Source organism: Paraburkholderia nodosa DSM 21604 (assembly GCF_000519185.1).
GTDB lineage: Bacteria > Pseudomonadota > Gammaproteobacteria > Burkholderiales > Burkholderiaceae > Paraburkholderia > Paraburkholderia nodosa.
The window spans coordinates 73,044-90,973 of sequence record NZ_JAFA01000020.1 but is presented as its reverse complement, the minus strand read 5'-3'; the positions used below and the strand labels follow the sequence as shown (position 1 = coordinate 90,973).

Genomic DNA, 17,930 nt, shown 5'->3' with positions numbered 1-17,930 from the left:
CAGAAGCGGTGAATAGCATCACCGGGGCAGCGCGAAGATCACGAGCTTGCGCCGCCTCGGCGACTTCTGTGCGAAGCCGCGTGCTTCGCGTGAAGCGCGTGCGCTTACTGCATCCGGATCGGCTCGACCTTGTAGTCGCGCGTGAACTTGTACGGCGAATTCGCTCCGAGCCATTTGTCGAAGCTCTGCTGCAGCCCGCTCGACTTGTCATAGTCGTGCAGGACCTTGTTGATCGCAGCCATCAACGCCGGCTCGTTCTTGTTCATCACCACGCCCCAGCGCTCCTCATATACCGGCGCAGCCAGCAAGCGGTATTGCGGGCCGCCCTTTTGCGCGGCTTCATTCGCAAAGCGCGCGAGGATGTTCTGGCCGGCGACCAGCCCGTCCACCTTGCCTTGCTGGAGCGCGAGGAAGGCCGACGGAATATCGTGGAAGGTCAGCAGATTCGAGTTCGGCAGACGCGTGACGGACACCGCCGCCGAACTCGACCCTTCGGACGCCGCGATTTTCTTGCCACTCAACTGATCGAGGTTCTGGATAGAGGAATCGGCGCGCACGAGCACACGAATAGGCGCGACGTAGTACTGGTCGCTGTAGTCGACCTGCGCGGCGCGGGCGGGCAACCAGGCCATGGCGGCAGCCAGCACGTCGACGCGATGCGTCTTCAGCTCGGGGATGCGCGCATCGGTCGACAGCGTTCGATGCTCGAGCTTGACGCCAAGCCCCTGGGCAAGCGCGCGACATACGTCGACATCGAAGCCGACGATCTGGCGCGTGCTGGCATCCGGAAAGGCATACGGTTCGCTGGCGTTCTGCGTGCCGCACACCAGCGTGCCGCGAGCCTTGATGTCGGCAAGCTCATCCGCATGCACGCTGCTTACGCTGGCGAGGATGGTGATCGTCAGGAAGGCGAGTTTTCGTTGCCACATAGAGCGGGGTCTCCTCCAGAAGGGAAGTCTCTGCGATGACCGGCGCTGCCTGGAGCCGTGCCGTTCGTGCGCCACCGATCTGTGCCGACGCGCTCGCATGCTTCCGGTTGCATAAATTCTGCTTGAGTAACAGCAAGCTTATCGGTCAAAATTTTGGCTAACAATTTAATTCTTTGCCGGAAAGCATTAGCGTCGCTGAACTATTGGATCCCGGAATGCAAAACCTCGATATTGATCTGCTGCGCACTTTCGTCGCCATTGCGCAGCGCGAAACGTTCGCCTCAGCGGCCGAACAGGTCGGGCGTACCCAGTCCGCGATCACGCAGCAGATGCAGCGGCTCGAACAGGAAGTGGGCTGCGTACTGTTCGAAAAGCGCGGCCGGCAGAAGACGATGACGACGGATGGATCGAGGTTGCTCGCTTACGCGCACAGGATCCTCGCACTCAACGACCAGGCGGTGCAGCTCGCGCGTTCGAGAGGCGCGGGCGAGAAAGTCCGGATCGGTTCGCCGCACGACGTGGCGGATTCAATTCTGCCGAACATGCTGAGACGTCTATCCAAGCTCTCGACCGAGCTGCAGATGGAAATCAACGTTGGACGCAGCCCCTTCCTGATGGACGCGTTGCGCGAGGGCGAACTCGATCTCGTGATTTCGACGCGCTACGACGAAGCCTTTCCGGGCGTGAAGTTGCGGACGTCGCCGATGGTGTGGATCTGCGCGGAAGATTTCACGTTCAACCCGGGGGAGCCGGTGCCCCTCGTCATGGCCGACGAGTTGAGCCTCTTTCGCAAGCTCTCGATCGCCCAACTCGACGCGCACGGAATTTCGTGGCGGACGAGCTTCATTTCCCCGACGCTAACGGGCATCAAGGCCGCGATCAGTGCAGGCCTTGGGGTCACTGCGCGGACCACTGAACTACTCGACGCGAATATGCGGGTGCTGACCGAGGGAGACGGTCTGCCGCGTCTACCTGACGTCGCGTTCTACCTGTACGTGCAGCCGACCTGCACGAGTACCGTTCTGCGTGAGCTGTTCGAGTCGACCGAACGTATCGCAACTCGCTTCGGACCTGCGTTCGTCTAGCAGTCGTGGCCACGCCATGTGGAGGATACCCGACGGACGTCGAAACTCCCTTTGTCGGGCAACGCTATTGAGCGGCACGACACCCCGTGACTGCGTGGGTTGAGGGCGCAGTGATTGATTCAATGCTTCGTTGGCTACTCATTCCTTGCGTTCTGACCAGACGCCTTCACGACGCTTTCTCGACGAAGGCTAGACCATGCTTTTGTACTCGCCCGCGGACAGTTGCGCCGCCAATACTTTTCTGTCTACTTTCCCGACCGCCGTTTCGGGCAGCGCGTCCACAAATACCACGTCGTGTGGCACATAAATGCGCGAAAGGCGCGTTTTTACAGCCTCTTTCACTCGTTCAGCATCGACCAATGCGCGGTCTTTCGCCACAACGAAGGCCACGGGCACTTCGCCGAGATCGTGGTCCGCGCGCCCAACCACGCAGCACGCGGCGATGTCGTTTTCAGCGACGATCACGCTTTCGATCAGCAACGGTGAAAGGTTTTCGCCGCCGCGAATAATGACGTCCTTGATGCGGCCCGTGACGTAGAGGTAGCCATCGGTGTCGAAGCGGCCGAGGTCGCCCGTGTGGAGCCAGCCGCCGGTGACTGTACGCGCGGTTGCGTCCGCTGCACTGAGGTAACCGGTCATGAGGTTCGGCCCCGCAATACAGATTTCCCCTTCGATTCCCGGCACATCGGTCATGGTGCTATCGCCCAACTGGAGCTTGACGGTCTGTCCGGGCAACACCTTGCCAACCGAGCCCATGCGGCGTGCCGCTGGCGGATTGAGCGTGCTCGTGCAGGTGGCCTCGGACAAACCATACGAGATGACGAGGGGGCAGCCGAGCTTCGCTTCGACTTCACGATGCAGCGCCCCGGTAATGGGCGCCGAGCCGCAACGCGCCATGCGCAGTGCCGTGAGCGCTTCGGCGTCGAACTGTTGCGCAAGCATGCGTGAGTACATCGTCGGCACGCCGGTGATGATGGTCGGTTTGTAGCGCTTCATCAGTTCGGGCATGTCCTCGGCCCGAAAGCGCGGACAGAACACGACGGTCGCGCCCGCGAGCAGCGGTGCAAAGAGCTGGTTGTTCACGCCATTGGTGTGATAGATCGGCATCACGTGCAGCAGACGGTCATCGCCAGAAAGCCCGCTTTGTGCGAGGACACCGAGCGCATTGTTCAGCAGCGCCGCCTGCGTGAGTTGCACGACCTTGGGCCGTCCCGTGCTGCCCGACGTGAAGAGCAGCAGCGCGGCATTTGTCATGGGGACATCGACACGCTGGCAATGCGATGCTTCGGTCAAACTCGCAAACCGAACGGCCCTGGCCGTATCCGGAATGGCCAGTTCGCTGACGAGCGGCAGATTGTCGGTATCGTGCACGACAAGGCGTGCGCTCGTTTCGATGAGTCGCGCGCTGACTTCTTCAGCAGGCAGCTTTGGTTCGAACACACACGGACACAAGCCAGCGCGAATCGCCGCCAGCAGGACGATCACTGCATCGAGCGAACGGGTCATCACGATCGCAACGGCGTCGCCGGGACGTGCGTCGTGCCGCAAAAGATTCGCCGCGACCGTGTCCGTATTGCGTGCGAGATCGGCGTACGAAATCGTTCGCGCTCCATCGGTGAGCGCGGGGCGTTGCTGTACGTCGGGCAGTTGCCAATACTGCTGAAAGGCCTGCGCGAGACTCGTCGGTCTATGTTCCAGATTCAGGGCAGTCGATGGCTTCACGTTGGTTACCTGAGTCGAATAACTGCATCGCGTTCGAATTGCCCAGCGGGGTCGAGCGACTGGAGTGCCTCGCGCTCTCGTGCCGTGGGCGGGGCAGTGGGTTCGGCGCCGGTGGCATCGAACGTGAAGCCGGTGCGCTCGCGCACTTCTTCGAGACTCGATTCCGGGTGCCACGAATGCAACGCGAGCCTGCCGTCGCGCTTCACGAACACGGCGATCGGCGTGACCACGCCATGCATGCCGCCCCACGACGTGACGAAGTCGAGTTTCTCGACCAGCGTGCGCTTCGAATGCTCTGTGCGCCACGTGCACGCGCGTTTTGCCGTTGGCAACATCACCGCGCCGCCGCCTCCGCCTGGCAAGCGCACCTTCGGATGCGCCCATTCGCCGATGCATGAATTGTTCGCGCAGCCCGCGCCATCGAGCTGGGCCGCACCGAGGAACGTGAGGTCCATGCGGCCGCGCGTGCACAGGTCGTAGAAGTCCTCGTTGGCAAAAATCGACGCCGAGCCTTCGGCGAGCACGGGATCGGAGCTGGAGACCGGAACGCAGGAGGGCGACGGATCGACGCCGCCCGCGACGTTGATATAGATGAAGTCCCAGTCATACGCGAGCTTCGCGAGCAGACACGCGAGCATCGGTGGCGTGGAGTTCACACCGCTGAACGTGATCTCGTTCGGGCGGATGAAGCGCGCGAGATTGGTGACGATGTAGGAGAAACCGCTCCATTGCTCAGCCATGCTGACGCGCCTCCATTTCTGGCGCTGCATCCATATGGCGGGCGAGCGCGTGCGGTCCGTCCTCGAGGTACGCTTCGACGGCCGGATAGTCGATTGCATACGACGGCCAGCACGAGCCTGGCCATGCGCCGTTTTTGACGATCGCGAAGTTCTGCACCATGAAATAAGGCACGACGGTGAGTTCAGGCTGATCCGCGAAGTTTTCGTCCGATATTGCTTCGGCAACCACGAGCACGCTCTTCGCGGCCCGGCTCATGATGCGGTCCCAGTGATACGTGCCCGCGATGCGCACATTGCCGAGCTTGTCCACGCTCGACGCGTGAATCACGGCCAAGTCCGGCGAGATCGCGGGGATGACGTACGTTTTCTGGTCGCTGCCATACGGGTCGTCCAGGCACTTCCAGTCGTTGATTCGTACGAGTTCGCTTCCATGCAGCCCACCGCACGGCATGAACGGCACGCCGAATGCCGCCGCCCGCAAACCGGCGGTGAGACTTGCGCAGGCGTGTTCTTCGAGCTTCAGGTCGCCTTTTTCGACCGCACGCCGATACCACGGCGCGAGCCCGAAATTGCCCTCCATCGCGACGATGCCGCAGCGCGCGCGCGAAGCAACGCCTGCGCGGCACAGAATGTCGATGTCGTAACCGGGCGACTGTTTGATGATCTCGATGTCGCGCTTCTCCTGGCGGATCAGTTCACGCACGAATGCGAACGGGCCACGATGCAGGAAGCTTCCGCCCAGGCCGAGCGAAGCCCCGTTGGGCACGAGCGCAACCAGTTCTGCAAGCGATACTTCCTTGTCCTTGCTGGCAAATCCGGAACTCATACGATTTTCTCCTGCGCCTTTTTCGAGGCGGCGAGATAGGCTTCGATCCGCGTGTGGATACCCGGCACGCACGCTGAACGCACGAGCGCGGCAAGGTCGGTGTCGGCCTGTTCAGTGTCGAGGGCGCGCCGCAACAACGCGCGGCTCTCCGCGGGCAACGCGTTCACTCGCTCCAGCGCTTCCGCGATCAAATCCGCGTGCTGCTCAGGACCCACAACGCGTTCGATAAAGCCGTTTGCGATCGCGCGTTCGACATCGAACGTGGCGGCCATTTCCAGAATACGCTGCGCTTCCCGCGTGCCGACGATGCGCGCGAAGCGCGCCGAGCCCAGCGCCAGCCCGAACTTCAGGCCAGGCATGCGGAACGTCGAGCCCGGGGCCGCGGCGCGCAGATTGCAGGCAGCGATCAGGTCGACGCCGGCGCCGAAGTTCCTGCCGTGTGCGAGCGCGACCGTGAAACACGGTGAACTCGCGATCTTGTTCAGGAGTACCTCGATGCGCACGAAGCGCAGCAGCAGATCGCCTTCGCTTTGTGACTGCACGTCACTCATGTCGAATCCTGCACTGAAGCAGCGGCCCTCGCCTTGCAGTACGAGGAGCGGTGTCCCGGCGGCTTGCGCTTCATCGAACGCCTGGATCAATTCCTCCACGAGACTCGCGCATAGCGCATTCAGCTTGTCCGGGCGATTGAGTGTGATCGTCCAATGCGTGGGCGATTTCGATACGACGATCGTGCTCATGCCGCGACCTCCGACTTCCTGAGTAAATCAGCGTTGTGCTCGCCGAGGCCGGGCGGACGCATGCGGATTTCCGGCGCCTTACCGGAGAAGCGCACGGGCGACGCGAATGTCTTCGTCTGAACGCCGTTCGGCAGTTCGAGCGGCTGCACCCATTCCATATGCTCCACCTGTACGTCCTTCAATACCTCGGAGTATGTATTGATTGGCGCACAGGGTACGCCTGCTGCGCGAAAGCGCTCGATCCAGTGCGCGGCGTCGTCCGCGGCAAATATCGCCTCGAGGGTATCGCGCAGCGCGACCTGGTGCTGCGCGCGCGAAGTGGGGCTGGCATAGCGCGGGTCGGCATCCAGATCGGGGCGCCCGACAACCGCGCAAACCGACTTCCACAGCGCGTTGTTGCCTGCCGCCATGCCGAAGTAAGTGTCGCGCGCCTTGAACGCCTGATAGGGCGCATTGCGCGGATGCGCCGAGCCGAGTTTCTGGGGGTCGCGACCCGTTCCAAAGTATTCGGACGTCTGCAGCGCGGCGATAGCGAGCGTGGCGCCCAGCATAGGCACGTCAATGTGGGTGCCTTCGCCCGTAGCCGCGACCCCGCGCAAGGCCGACGCCACCGAAAACGCGGCATAGAGGCCGGCAGAAAAATCCGCAAGCGGCACGCCGCACTTGACCGGCGCGCCGCCAGGCTCGCCCGTGATGCTCATGATGCCGCTCATGGCCTGCACGGTCAGGTCGAAGCCGCCTTCCTGCGCGCGCGGTCCCGTCTGGCCATACGCGGAAATCGAGCAATAGACGATACCAGGCTTTGTCGCGCGAACATCCTCGTAGCCAAGGCCAAGGCGGTTCATCACGCCAGGTCGATTATTTTCGATGACGACATCCGCCGTGTGGATCAGCGCCTTGGCCTGCTCGATGTCTTCCGGATTCTTGAGATCCAGCGTGACCGAGCGCTTGTTCCGGTTCAGCGAGGCGAAGTTTTCGCTGTAGCCTTCGGAAATCGGTGGCCAGGCTCGCAGCGTGTCGCCGCCTTGCGGATGCTCGACCTTGATGACGTCTGCGCCCATATCTGCGAGGAGCATGCCGCAATAGGGGCCCGCTGCCACATTGCAAAACTCGATGACCCTGACTCCCTTGAGTGGCTGATCCATTCGTGTCCTCGTGCTGTCTGTTCGGATTGTCCCGGCGCTGGAAGCGGCGTGCCGCCGGGTGGTACTGCGCCTGAAACCTATTCTGAATGCGGCGAAATCCAATGTAAACCAAAAAATGATACTTACGTCCCAAGGAATAGGATTTCAAGGTTGGGGGAAATACCAATACGTAAAGCGCCGATACCGCCGCCTTTAATGCGATCCGGGGAGTTGGCATTGGCGCCACCGAAGCGCTGTTTGCCGATCAGCCGATGTAGAATGAGTTCTTTATCCCAGCATTTAGGACCATGGACAAGACGCTGCTGAAGGGCTTGATGTTGCTGGAAATGCTTGCCGATCAGAGCGGCAAGCCGGTGACCATCCCGGTTCTGGCGGAAAAGGTGGGGCTGACAAAAAGCAATACGCACCGGACCTTGCAGACACTGGCGTACGCGGGCTACGCCACACGCGACGAGGCCACCGGCAACTATCGCAGCACGTTCAAGCTTTTCGAGCTTGGCGCGAAACAGATGGCGCAAGTCGACGTGCGCCAGTTCGCGGCCGCGCACATGCGAGCGCTCATGGAGCTGACGCAGGAGACCGTGCACCTGTCCATTCTCGACGGCGGTTCGGTCGTGTATGTGGACAAGGTCGAGAGTTTGCAGCCCGTGCGGGCGTATTCGGTGCTGGGTGGGCACGCGCCCGCGTACTGCGTCGCAACGGGCAAGATTCTTCTTGCTCACCAGAGCGATCAGTTCATAGCGCGGCATCTGACCGAACTCGTGCCGCACACCAAGGCGACCATTGCGGACCTGCCAGCGCTGAAGCTGGAGCTTTCCCGCGCGAAGGCCAATGGCTATGCGATTAACCGTGGCGAATGGCGCGAGAGCGTGGGTGGCGTGGCTGCGCCGATTTTCGACGCCTTCAATTCGGTGACCGCGGCGATCGGCATTTCCGGACCACTGGAGCGCCTGAGCGTGAAGCGCATGAAAGAGCTCGCGCCCGCGGTTCAGGAGGTTGCACTGAAGATTTCGCGGGCGATGGGGTTTCGTCAGTAATCCGGGTTTCGCCGTGGCGATCGCTTGAACTTATGAAGCCGCTCCCGCAGACATGCTTTCAACCTGCCGGTCGTTCCCGCGCACGATCATGAGAGTCGAGAGCAGGGCAAACAGCGCCCCGATGGCAAGCCAGACGCCAGGCATCGCCTTGTTCGCGGTGACATGAATCAGGACTGTGCATATCGCAGGCGTAAATCCGCCGAACGCGGCCTGCGAGAGACTGTAGGCAAGCGAAAAGCCGGTACCGCGTACATTGGCCGGAATGATTTCGGTGAGGGTGACCACGAGCGCCGCTTGATATGCGGCATACAGGAACGCGAAACCCGTCTCGACGAGTAAAAGACTGGTGAACGACGGTGCCGCTACCAGCCATATCATTGCCGGGTAGCTCACCACAGCGATCGTCAACGAGGAGCCGATCAGCAGTGGACGGCGGCCTATGCGGTCCGATATGGCCGCCATCACCGGGATCATCGTAAAGGTGACGAGCGCGACGCAAGTGGTCACATAAAACGTGTCGATGGGCTTCAACCCGAGTTCGACGCGGCCGAACGTAGGTGTATAGGCCGTGATGAGATAGAACATGATGCTGGTAAGGCTTACGAGCATCATGGCCCAAAAAATGATACGCCAGCTTTGCGCGAGCGACGAAAAGATTTCGCCAACGCTCTGGCGTCTGCGCGCCTCGAACAAGTGTGACTCCTGCACCGAACGGCGAATCCAGAAAAGCACGGGAACGATCGAGCAGCCGAGCAGGAAAGGGATACGCCAGCCCCATGCGTTCATCTGCTCGCCCGTGAGCATGAAGCGCAATGCAACGCCAAGGACCGCCGCGAGCAATACCGAAATCTGCTGGCTTGCGGACTGCCACGACACGTAGAAGCCTCGGCGCCCCGGTGGGGCGATTTCCGATAAATAGACCGACACGCCGCCCGACTCCGCGCCGGCAGAAAAACCCTGCAGCAAACGCCCAAAGATGACGAGCGTTGGCGCGAGCAGACCAATGCTGGCGTAGTTCGGTGTGACGGCAATCAGCAGCACGCCGATCGACATCAACGTAAGTGTGAGCAGCAGGCCAGCGCGTCTTCCATGCCTGTCCATGTAGGAGCCGAGCACGATCGCGCCAAGCGGACGCATCAGGAAGCCCATGCCGAAGGTCGCGAGTGAAAGCATGAGCGATACGTACTCGTTGTTGCCTGGAAACATTGCCTTCGCGATCGCCGACGCATAGAAGCCGTAGACCATGAAGTCGTACATCTCAAGAAAGTTACCGCTGACTACGCGCACAACGGTTCCGGCCGTGGCTTGTCCCTTCGATTGCGTCTCCATCACGTCTCCAGATTTGATGCTGGTTTGTCGTGCGTCCTATAAGTTAGGATGAGTGAATCAAATATTGACGACTCATGCTCTCACCGCAGAAAATGGCGGTCAAGAAGGAGGGAGCACTTCAAGGGAATTCCCCAGGAGAGTTTGCGTCGCGAGGCCACGGAGGCGGGTTCCGTCGCAGCGAGACCGGAGCGCCGTGAGCGAGACGTTTCTTGAGGAGGCAGGGTGAGTACAGACGCGATCAGGCAAGACGGGTCAAATGAGGGCCGCAAAGAGAGTCTCGAAACCCAACCCCGTTTTCGATTATTTGTCGAACAGGTCACGCGGTTAGCCGACGCGAAGGCAAGCGGCCGGGTGGGCGAAAAGGCGGAGGAAGACTGGCTGACGCAAGTGAGTGAGGCGGCGAAAGCGCTTGTGTCTGTCGATGACTGGTTGCCGATTGCGGCGGCGGAACCGCATTCAGACCATTACCAGCAGTATCTGCTCTATTGTGATCCGCAGGAGCGCTTCACAGTGACGAGTTTCGTGTGGGGGCCGGGTCAAAGAACACCTGTCCATGACCACACGACATGGGGTGTCATTGCAATGCTTCGGGGAGCTGAGTATTGCCAGCGATTTGAACCTGGTGCGCCAATGAGACTCACCGCGGCCGATCTTCTGCGCGAGGGTGAGACCGATGTCGTCTCGCCTGCATCAGGCGATATCCATCGGGTCGCGAACGGTACGGATGGCGAAGTCGCGGTCAGCATCCATGTCTACGGTGGAAATATCGGGCGGATCGTTCGCCATGTCTTTGCGCCGGAGACCGGGCGAGCGACCGATTTCATTTCGGGCTACGCCAATGTAGACGCAAACTACCGCGGCTATGCGTCATTCGCGGACTGGACGATATGATGGACCAGGCCATACCGGGCGCGGCGTAGGCCGTCTTGACGGTTGTATAGAACTCGCGCGCATCGTTTCCCTGTTCACGCTTGCCGCAGTTCGATCCCTTGCGACCGAGAGCCGGCTCGATGCCGTGCAGAGTTGACCCGTCGAAAACGACGATCCGTTTAGCCCGACGCCGGATCGGGGTTGCAGACGTCTACTTATCGCTGTTCTTGCCGCCGACGCCGACCTTGCCGCGCCCGACCTTGAGATGAGGCACACTGGGGCGCAGCCTCTTCCTGGAGCCAACTGTCAACGAAACCTGCTCCGCAGGGTAGCGGGTTGTCCTGTGCTGCGCAGCCTGATAGGCGGGATGGCCCGGATGGATGTGCTTTATCGCTGACATAACTGGAACCTCCTCGGAGGATTCTATCCCGAAGCGGCACGGCAGTTACGCCGCTTTCCCGAATATGCTGTAGCCAAGTCTGCAACCAGGCGGTCAGCAAACCCGGCGTGCGCTTGGCGAACGGCCTGATTTCGGGGGCATGTCGATCGCGTTCCTCGCCCAGTAGGTTCGGGATTCTTTACCTGGTAGCACGAACGCGACGTGGATTGTTGACGTACAAAGGTCTGCTAACTGATTAGACCGAACCTTGAATTTCGGCTCTTCAGCGCTAGCGAGCACGAGGGAGGCAAGATGAGCACCGAAACAGCGTCGTCACATATCTTTAGGGGCGAAAGCCACGCTGCCTCGCGTCAGCTCGAGCAATTGCGTGGCACGCTTCACGGCACGCTGGTCATGCCACACGATCCGGACTACGACGAGGCGCGCCGGGTGTGGAACGGGACAGTCGACAAGCGGCCGGCAATGATCATCTATTGTGCTGACGCCGACGACGTGGTCGCAGCCGTGGCAAGCTCGGCCGTAAATACGGGCTGACTTGCGATAACCTGGTCGCCGTCGAAATGGTCACTGCGGACGTTTTTTTCAATCTGTTCTGGGCCGTGCGGGGCGGTGGAGGCAACTTCGGCATCGCGACAGCTTTTTACTTGCGGCTTCACCCGCTGGATCCCGAGTTGCTCGTCGGCTCTGTGCGCTACCCGTTCGAGCAGGCACGCGCCGCATTGCGTTTTTATGATCAGTCAGCCGAAGATGCGGTGAACGTCCAATGGGCGCGCAGCGTATGGGAAGCGCTAAGGCCGTATTCATCCGGAGGCGTCTATGCAAACAACCTCGGAGAGGAAGGCGACGAACGCGTGAAGGAGGCCTATGGCAACAATTACGCGCGGCTGCGACGCCCGCCGCCCGCCCGGGGATATCTCAGGCGCCCTTCTACTCCGCGGCAGCCTGCTCGCGCGTGCGACGGGCTTCGTCGCGCAGGAACTCCTGATAATCGTCCAGATCGCCGTCAAAGGGCTCGACGCCACCCTTGGTGACCAGCCAGAACTCATCACATACGGCGCGCAGCAGGGCCCGGTCGTGACTGACCAGCATCACCGTGCCTTCGAATTCGTTGAGCGCCATGGCGAGCGCTTCACGTGTGGCCAGGTCGAGGTGGTTGGTAGGCTCGTCGAGCAACAGCAGGTTGGGGCGCTGCCACACGATCATGCACAACACGAGCCGCGCCTTTTCGCCGCCGCTCATCGTGCTAACCGCCTGATGGACCATGTCGCCACTGAAGTTGAACGTGCCGAGGAAGGTGCGAAGCGATTGTTCGGTGCCACTCTGGCCGGGGGCGCGCATGTGCGCCGGCGTGTCCTTGGCAAGGCGGATCATGTGTTCCATCGGCGTGTCGAGCGGGCGCAGCACATCGAGTTCCTGCTGGGCGAAGTAACCGATGTTCAGGCCTTTGCCTTCGCTGATTTCACCGGCAATCGGCACCAGCGAGTGCGCCACCGTCTTCACCAGCGTGGACTTGCCCTGGCCGTTGGCACCGAGAATGCCGATGCGCTGCCCGGCCAGCACGGAACGGCTGATGCCCCGCACGATGACGGTGGGCGGCGTGCCCGGCAGTGCGCCGGTCGGCGCGGGGTAGCCGAAGCTCGCGTCCAGCATCGACAACAGCGGGTTCGGGACGTTGAGGGGCTCCTTGAACTCGAAGTTGAACTCCGCATCGGCAAGCACCGGTGCGATCTTCTCCATGCGTTCGAGCGCCTTGACCCGGCTCTGCGCCTGTTTCGCCTTCGAGGCCTTGGCCTTGAAACGGTCGATGAATTTCTGCAGGTGAGCAATCTTGTCCGCCTGCCTGGCCATCGCGGCCTGCTGCAACACGAGCTGCTCAGCGCGCATTTCTTCGAACTTGCTGTAGTTGCCGCCATAACGCACGAGCTTGGCGTTGTCGACGTGCACCGTCACCTGCGTCACCGCGTCCAGGAATTCGCGGTCGTGGCTGATCACTACCAAGGTTCCTTGATAGCGCTTGAGCCAGGCTTCCAGCCAGACCAGCGCGTCGAGGTCGAGGTGATTGGTCGGCTCGTCGAGCAGGAGCAGATCGGACGGGCACATGAGCGCGCGCGCCAGCTGCAGTCGCATGCGCCAGCCGCCGGAGAAACTGTTGACCGGCTGGCCAAGCTGCGCAGCACTGAAGCCAAGGCCCAGGATCAGCGCCTGGGCACGTGCGGGGGCATCGTGCGCACCGGCGTCGTGCAGATCCATGTAGGCGTGCGCCATGCGCATGCCGTCGTCGCAGGCCTCGGCGGCGGCTACTTCGGCCTGCGCGGCCAGCAGCACGGTGTCACCCTCGACGACAAAGTCGGTCGCGTTCTGCGTGGTTTCCGGCATGTCCTGCGCGACCTGGCCCATCCTGTATGCGGCGGGAATCGAGAACTCGCCGCTATCTTCGTGCAGCGTGCCGTTGAGCAGGCCGAAGAAGGACGACTTGCCGGCGCCATTGCGGCCGACAAGACCAATCTTTTCGCCGGGGGTGAAGGTGATGGACGCGCGGTCGAGTACGACATTAACGCCGCGACGCAGCGTGAGATTACGGACGGAAATCATAAGGAGCTACTTCGGAGAGGACAGGCATGATAGCCGACTGGACGTGCAGGGCGGTTCATTTCTGAGCCGCGTGCGCTTTGCGGCGCCCACCGTCCACAAAACAAGGCAGGCGCTGGCGCACCGGGCGTACCGGCTGCGGGGCCAGCGAACATAGCGATGAATGACGGCCCTTGGCCGACCACCGCCCCACGCCCGAGCGAGGCGATTGCCTCGGGCGCAGTTTTTCATGCACCAGGCATAAATCGACCCACAACCGTCATTCGACCCTGTGACGCTTTGATGGCAGCTACCTGGGGCTACAACGTTCACTCGCGCGGGCACGTCTGCCGACGGGTGCCATCGGCCAAAGCCGACGGTCGGCCAACGACGTGGGTACGGCAGATCCAGGCCACATTGCTGCCGTTCGCAAGTCTATGGCTCGCCATATAACGTCTCGATTTGAGCGAATGCGTGCTCCCGATTCAGACGGGCGTTAAGGTTGTTCAAAGGAGGCCAATCAACATTCGACACGAGAGGCAGCGGTCGGTTGGCGAAGCCAGCAGGCATACGCCCGCTTGATGGATGGGGCTTACAGCAATTCGGCATTGACGTGGTGAAAAAGCGATCGGAACTGCCGGTTGGCGTTTGTGTCGTTACGACCTGCGACCATCGTCCCAAAGCGACTGGGCCCAGGCGGCAAGACGCTTGGGCTCGAACCTGACCGCGCGCCCAAGCTCTTCAGCGGCGGTGTCGGCAAGAACGTGCTCCTGTCCGGCCTCGAGACCTGCCAGCATCCGTTCGGCAACCTGGATCGGTGAGGTTTTTTCGCCTGTGAAGTGAACGGCCATATCGGTGTCGATAAAACCAGCGTAGACGCCCATCACATGCGTTCCCTGCGCCTTCAACTCGATGCGCATGGCATCGGTCATCGCCAGTGCAGCGAACTTTGAGGCGCAATAGGTGGCGTTGAACGGATAGACATACCAGCTCACCACCGAGAGCATGTTGATGATTGCACCGCCGCCATTGCGTGCCAGGATGGGAGCAAATGCCCTGACGACACGCAGCGGGCCGAACGTATTCACCTCCAGTTCACGGCGCAGCGCCTCCTCCGAATCATGGGCAAGCATCGGCGTGGCCAGCAGGATGCCAGCATTGTTGATGACCAGATCGACGTCGCTGCACTTTTCGACTGCGCGCGCCACTGAGTCTGTATCTGTCACATCGAGGCGCACTGGCGAAATCGCAGCGTGCGCTACAGCCGTGGGATTGCGCATGCCTGCGTAGACTCTTGCCGCGCCGCCCTGCGCCAACTGTTCGACGATAGCCTTCCCGAGGCCTCGATTTGCCCCGGTGACAAGTGCTGTGCAACCCTTGATATTCATGGTGGTCTCGATTAAGTGATTACAAATGCCGCAGCAACGCGGCCGGGAGGAGGGCAACGGCGGCCGCGAACGCGCCCGCGATTCCAATCCACGGAGGATGGCCTTGCACCAGCGGCACGGCAAATGCCGAGCCGAGCGCGCCGCCAAGGAAGAATCCGCCGACGTACAGGCTGTTCAGCCGATTGGCCGCGTGTGGCTCCAGCGCCAGCACACGTCGCTGGGAAACGACGTGGCTGCCCTGGACTCCGCCACTGATAGCGACCACCGCCATCAGCAACATCCACCATGGTGGATCGAAACACATCGCGAGGCCCGCAGCCGCTACGGCAACGATCGCAGCCAGGGATGTGGCTGACGTTCGACCGCGGTCGGCGAGGCGGCCAGTCAGGGGCGCCACGAGGGCCCCAGCCGCGCCCGCCAGGCCAAAGCACGCGATACCCGTCGCATGGAAATCGTAGCGCTGTCGAAGCCAGATCGGCAGCGCCGTCCACGTGAGGCTGAAGACACCGAACAGCAGTGCCTGCACGTAGGTGCGTCTGCGCAACTCTCGATATTGCCGCCAGTATCCGGGCAGCGAGGCGACGGTCTGCAGGTAGCTGCTGCGCGTTTGCGGCTGATAGGCCGGAAGGACGCTGCGTAACCACGGAACCAGGGCGAGGACAGTGGCGGCTTCCAGAAGAAACAGCGCTCGCCAGCCCAGCGCAGCACCTAGCAGATTCGCGACCGGCCACGCGGCCAGGATGCCCCACAGCAGGCCACTGGTTACGCCGCCGACCGCGCGGCCGCGCGAGCTCGCGTCACAGAGCCGGGCGGCCTGGGCCACGATGAGCTGGACCGCGACAGAGCAGATGCCAATGCCGGCAGCCGCCACGAGAAACCATAGGCCTGCCGGTGCAAACGCCGCCAGCAACAGGCTTGCTGCCGAAGCGGCAAGCACCCTGCTCAATAGGCGCCGACTCTCCAACCGGTCAGCAAGGGGCGAGACGAACAGCAAACCGGAGCAGTAACCGAGCTGGGTCAGCGTCACGATGAGCCCAGCCTGATACGGTGCGAGATGCAAATCACCGGCAATCTGGGAGGTGAGCGGCTGCGCCAGATAGCTTCCCGCTGCGACGACACCACACGCCCCGGCCAGCCGGAAAACCAGCCCGTTCGCCAGCGCCGGTGCGGGACGAGCGGTTGTCCGCTCCTGCGTGCTCATGACTCAGCCCGCCCGCTCGATCAGGCCAGACAGGACTTCGTCGAGCGTGGTGGAGCCACGACGCGGGGTCCCCTCGAAGCAGATCCAGCCTTCGTTGAAGCCATCCAGCATGCGCATGCGTGGAACCGGATTATTCATCCCCTGGCCTCGGAACAGCGACTCCCACTGCTCGCGCGGCACGGCTTGCGCGCGCACATTCCGGCCTAGCTGGCGGGAAAGTGTCAGGGCGATCGTATCGGGCGACTCCCACTCCGGTCCGACTAGCTCCACGACGCGCGTTCCGCTCCAGCGCTCGGTCAGCAGCTGTGCGGCCAGGTGCCCCACATCCGCGGTGGCAACCATCGGATACAGGTCGTCAAGCGGTTGCAGGAAGCTCTGGATCACGCCGTGTTCCTTCGCCGAAGCGATATCCCACAGCGTATTTTCCATGAACCATCCTGCCCGAAGGAACGTCACCGGCAGCGGTAACGAACCGAGTGCGTGCTCGATCATGCCAAGCTGGCTCAGCAGGTTCTCCTGCGTCGCCTGCGCGCCGATCGTCGAGAGGACGACAATCCGGCCAGGGCGGGCTTCACGCAGCGCGGTGCTCAGCGCATCCGCGATTTTCTGGACTTCGGGGAAGCCCGGCTGCGGATCGAAGGTCGGGGGAATCAGCACGAACACCGCTTCTGCGTGGCTGAAGGCCTGGGCCAGTGAGTTGGCGTCGTTCATGTCCGCCACGGCGACGTCGCATCCCAGCCTGGCCCAGGCGTCCCCCTTTGCCGCGTCGCGGACAACCGCGCGCACCTCATGCCCAGCTGAAAGCAGCGTCTGGGCGACCACTCCACCTACCTGGCCAGTGATGCCGGTGACGACATACATATTATGGACTCCTTTGGTTTAGAGAGTGCGGTCCCGGTCGTGGAACCGCTGCATCCAGTGCGGAAAGGGCAGGCGAGGCTCGGAAACCTGGTCCAGTCGATCGAACTGCCCGGCATCGAGCGGCAAGGTCCGTGCATCGAGATTCGCTGCCAGTTGCTCTAGCGTTCGAGCCCCGACGATGACGGACGCAATCTGCTTGCGTGCCAGTGTCCAGGCAAGCGCAACCTGCGCGGGCGTGCTGTCGAGTTCGAGGGCGATTTCACGCAAAACGTCGAGGATTGCTGCGCCCGCTGTCTGGTCGACTGGCGGGAAATCCAGATTCGTTCTGCGGCCGCTGTCCTGTCCATTTTTGGCGTATTTACCGCTCAGGTAGCCACCGGCCAGTGGGCTCCATACGAGCAGGCCAGTCGCGTGGCTTTGGGCAACCGGCATGATTTCGTACTCAATGTCCCGACTCGTCAGCGCGTAGTGCACCTGGTTGCTGACGAGGTGCGCCCGGTCTGTGCGGTCGCTGAATGCATGAGCGCGTTCGAGGTCGGCTGCACTGAAATTGCACGCGCCAATGTGCCGAACCTTGCCCTGCGTAACGAGGTCGTCCATGGCGCGCAGCGTCTCGTCGATCGGGACGAGCGCATCGCGGTCATGCAACTGAAGCAGGTCGATGTGACTCCGGCCAAGGCGCTTCAGGCTGGTTTCGACCGTGCGCATGATGTGAGAGCGGCCAAGGCCGACGTCGTTCTGACCGGGCCCGGTGCGCAAGCGCACCTTGGTCGCGACAAGCATCCGGCTCTCGTCAAGACCCAGTGTGTTGAGTACCTGGCCGACGACTTCTTCGGAGCGTCCCTGCGAGTAGGCGTCGGCCGTATCGATCAGGTTGACACCTTGCTCGACGGCCAGTTCTACGAGCTGGGTGGCCTGTTCGAGGTCCACGCCGGCAATGGCCCCCCAGATGCCTGAGCCCGAGCCAAACGTCATGGCGCCGAGACTCAATCGCGAGATGCGCAGGCCGGACCGGCCGAGTGTGCTGTATTTCATTTTCGATACTCCTGGTCAACAGACAAGGTGGCGTCCGCCACGCGTTTTGCGATT

The 17,930-nt window shown here is 61.9% G+C and carries 16 protein-coding genes; 4 read left to right on the top strand and 12 right to left on the bottom strand.

The genetic code is table 11. The features are described 5' to 3' along the window. Positions 1–104 precede the first annotated feature (104 nt). Positions 105–929, bottom strand: coding sequence for a transporter substrate-binding domain-containing protein (locus A3CW_RS0126335; protein WP_028206225.1), 825 nt, complete (start codon positions 927–929; stop codon positions 105–107). Positions 930–1,144: 215 nt separating this feature from the next. On the opposite strand from A3CW_RS0126335, the gene A3CW_RS0126330 reads away from it, so the two are divergent. After that, a complete protein-coding gene (locus tag A3CW_RS0126330; RefSeq protein ID WP_028206224.1) occupies positions 1,145–2,014 on the top strand; it encodes a LysR substrate-binding domain-containing protein in 870 nt (289 codons plus the stop codon). Positions 2,015–2,203: 189 nt separating this feature from the next. Here A3CW_RS0126330 and A3CW_RS0126325 read toward each other — a convergent pair whose 3' ends face one another. From A3CW_RS0126325 to A3CW_RS0126305, 5 genes are read right to left on the bottom strand one after another with little or no spacing between them, the layout of a single operon-like run. Beyond that, a complete protein-coding gene (locus tag A3CW_RS0126325; protein ID WP_245623748.1) occupies positions 2,204–3,736 on the bottom strand; it encodes a class I adenylate-forming enzyme family protein in 1,533 nt (510 codons plus the stop codon). 5 nt (positions 3,737–3,741) lie between these two features. Next, entirely contained in the window at positions 3,742–4,476 is a 735-nt protein-coding gene (locus tag A3CW_RS0126320) for a CoA-transferase subunit beta (RefSeq protein WP_028206222.1), read from the bottom strand. Further along, entirely contained in the window at positions 4,469–5,302 is an 834-nt protein-coding gene (locus tag A3CW_RS0126315; protein ID WP_028206221.1) for a CoA transferase subunit A, read from the bottom strand. Before A3CW_RS0126315 ends, A3CW_RS0126320 begins: the two co-directional genes overlap by 8 nt. Beyond that, positions 5,299–6,042, bottom strand: coding sequence for an enoyl-CoA hydratase/isomerase family protein (locus A3CW_RS0126310; RefSeq protein ID WP_028206220.1), 744 nt, complete (start codon positions 6,040–6,042; stop codon positions 5,299–5,301). The genes A3CW_RS0126315 and A3CW_RS0126310 overlap by 4 nt, the downstream gene beginning before the upstream one ends. After that, positions 6,039–7,187 carry a CaiB/BaiF CoA transferase family protein gene (locus tag A3CW_RS0126305; protein ID WP_028206219.1) on the bottom strand — a complete coding sequence of 383 codons (1,149 nt, stop codon included), beginning with the start codon at positions 7,185–7,187 and terminating at the stop codon, positions 6,039–6,041. The genes A3CW_RS0126310 and A3CW_RS0126305 overlap by 4 nt, the downstream gene beginning before the upstream one ends. 287 nt (positions 7,188–7,474) lie before the next feature. On the opposite strand from A3CW_RS0126305, the gene A3CW_RS0126300 reads away from it, so the two are divergent. Then, a complete protein-coding gene (locus A3CW_RS0126300) occupies positions 7,475–8,224 on the top strand; it encodes an IclR family transcriptional regulator (RefSeq protein ID WP_028206218.1) in 750 nt (249 codons plus the stop codon). A 30-nt stretch (positions 8,225–8,254) separates the two neighbouring features. Here A3CW_RS0126300 and tcuC read toward each other — a convergent pair whose 3' ends face one another. Further along, positions 8,255–9,553 (bottom strand): MFS transporter, encoded by a 1,299-nt coding sequence (gene tcuC / locus A3CW_RS0126295; protein ID WP_028206217.1) that lies wholly within the window; start codon positions 9,551–9,553, stop codon positions 8,255–8,257. Between the two features lie 222 nt (positions 9,554–9,775). On the opposite strand from tcuC, the gene A3CW_RS47715 reads away from it, so the two are divergent. Together A3CW_RS47715 and A3CW_RS53640 are read left to right on the top strand one after the other, a co-directional pair. Beyond that, positions 9,776–10,444 (top strand): cysteine dioxygenase family protein, encoded by a 669-nt coding sequence (locus A3CW_RS47715; protein WP_081771823.1) that lies wholly within the window; start codon positions 9,776–9,778, stop codon positions 10,442–10,444. 670 nt (positions 10,445–11,114) lie between these two features. Next, entirely contained in the window at positions 11,115–11,357 is a 243-nt protein-coding gene (locus A3CW_RS53640; RefSeq protein WP_028206215.1) for a hypothetical protein, read from the top strand. A gap of 393 nt (positions 11,358–11,750) precedes the next feature. On the opposite strand, the gene A3CW_RS0126275 is transcribed toward A3CW_RS53640, so the two are convergent. The 5 genes from A3CW_RS0126275 to A3CW_RS0126255 all read right to left on the bottom strand — a co-directional run bounded on the left by A3CW_RS0126275 (position 11,751) and on the right by A3CW_RS0126255 (position 17,876). Next, a complete protein-coding gene (locus tag A3CW_RS0126275; protein ID WP_028206214.1) occupies positions 11,751–13,415 on the bottom strand; it encodes an ABC-F family ATP-binding cassette domain-containing protein in 1,665 nt (554 codons plus the stop codon). A 632-nt stretch (positions 13,416–14,047) separates the two neighbouring features. After that, positions 14,048–14,779: an SDR family oxidoreductase gene (locus tag A3CW_RS47710; RefSeq protein ID WP_035514017.1), complete on the bottom strand. Its 732-nt coding sequence runs from the start codon at positions 14,777–14,779 to the stop codon at positions 14,048–14,050. Between the two features lie 19 nt (positions 14,780–14,798). After that, the gene (locus A3CW_RS0126265) at positions 14,799–15,980 is read right to left on the bottom strand and encodes an MFS transporter (RefSeq protein ID WP_028206213.1); all 1,182 of its coding nucleotides are present in this window, start codon (positions 15,978–15,980) and stop codon (positions 14,799–14,801) included. Between the two features lie 3 nt (positions 15,981–15,983). Continuing rightward, positions 15,984–16,841 (bottom strand): NmrA family NAD(P)-binding protein, encoded by an 858-nt coding sequence (locus A3CW_RS0126260; RefSeq protein WP_028206212.1) that lies wholly within the window; start codon positions 16,839–16,841, stop codon positions 15,984–15,986. Between the two features lie 18 nt (positions 16,842–16,859). After that, positions 16,860–17,876, bottom strand: a complete 1,017-nt coding sequence (locus A3CW_RS0126255; RefSeq protein ID WP_028206211.1) for an aldo/keto reductase — start codon at positions 17,874–17,876, stop codon at positions 16,860–16,862. Positions 17,877–17,930 lie beyond the last annotated feature (54 nt).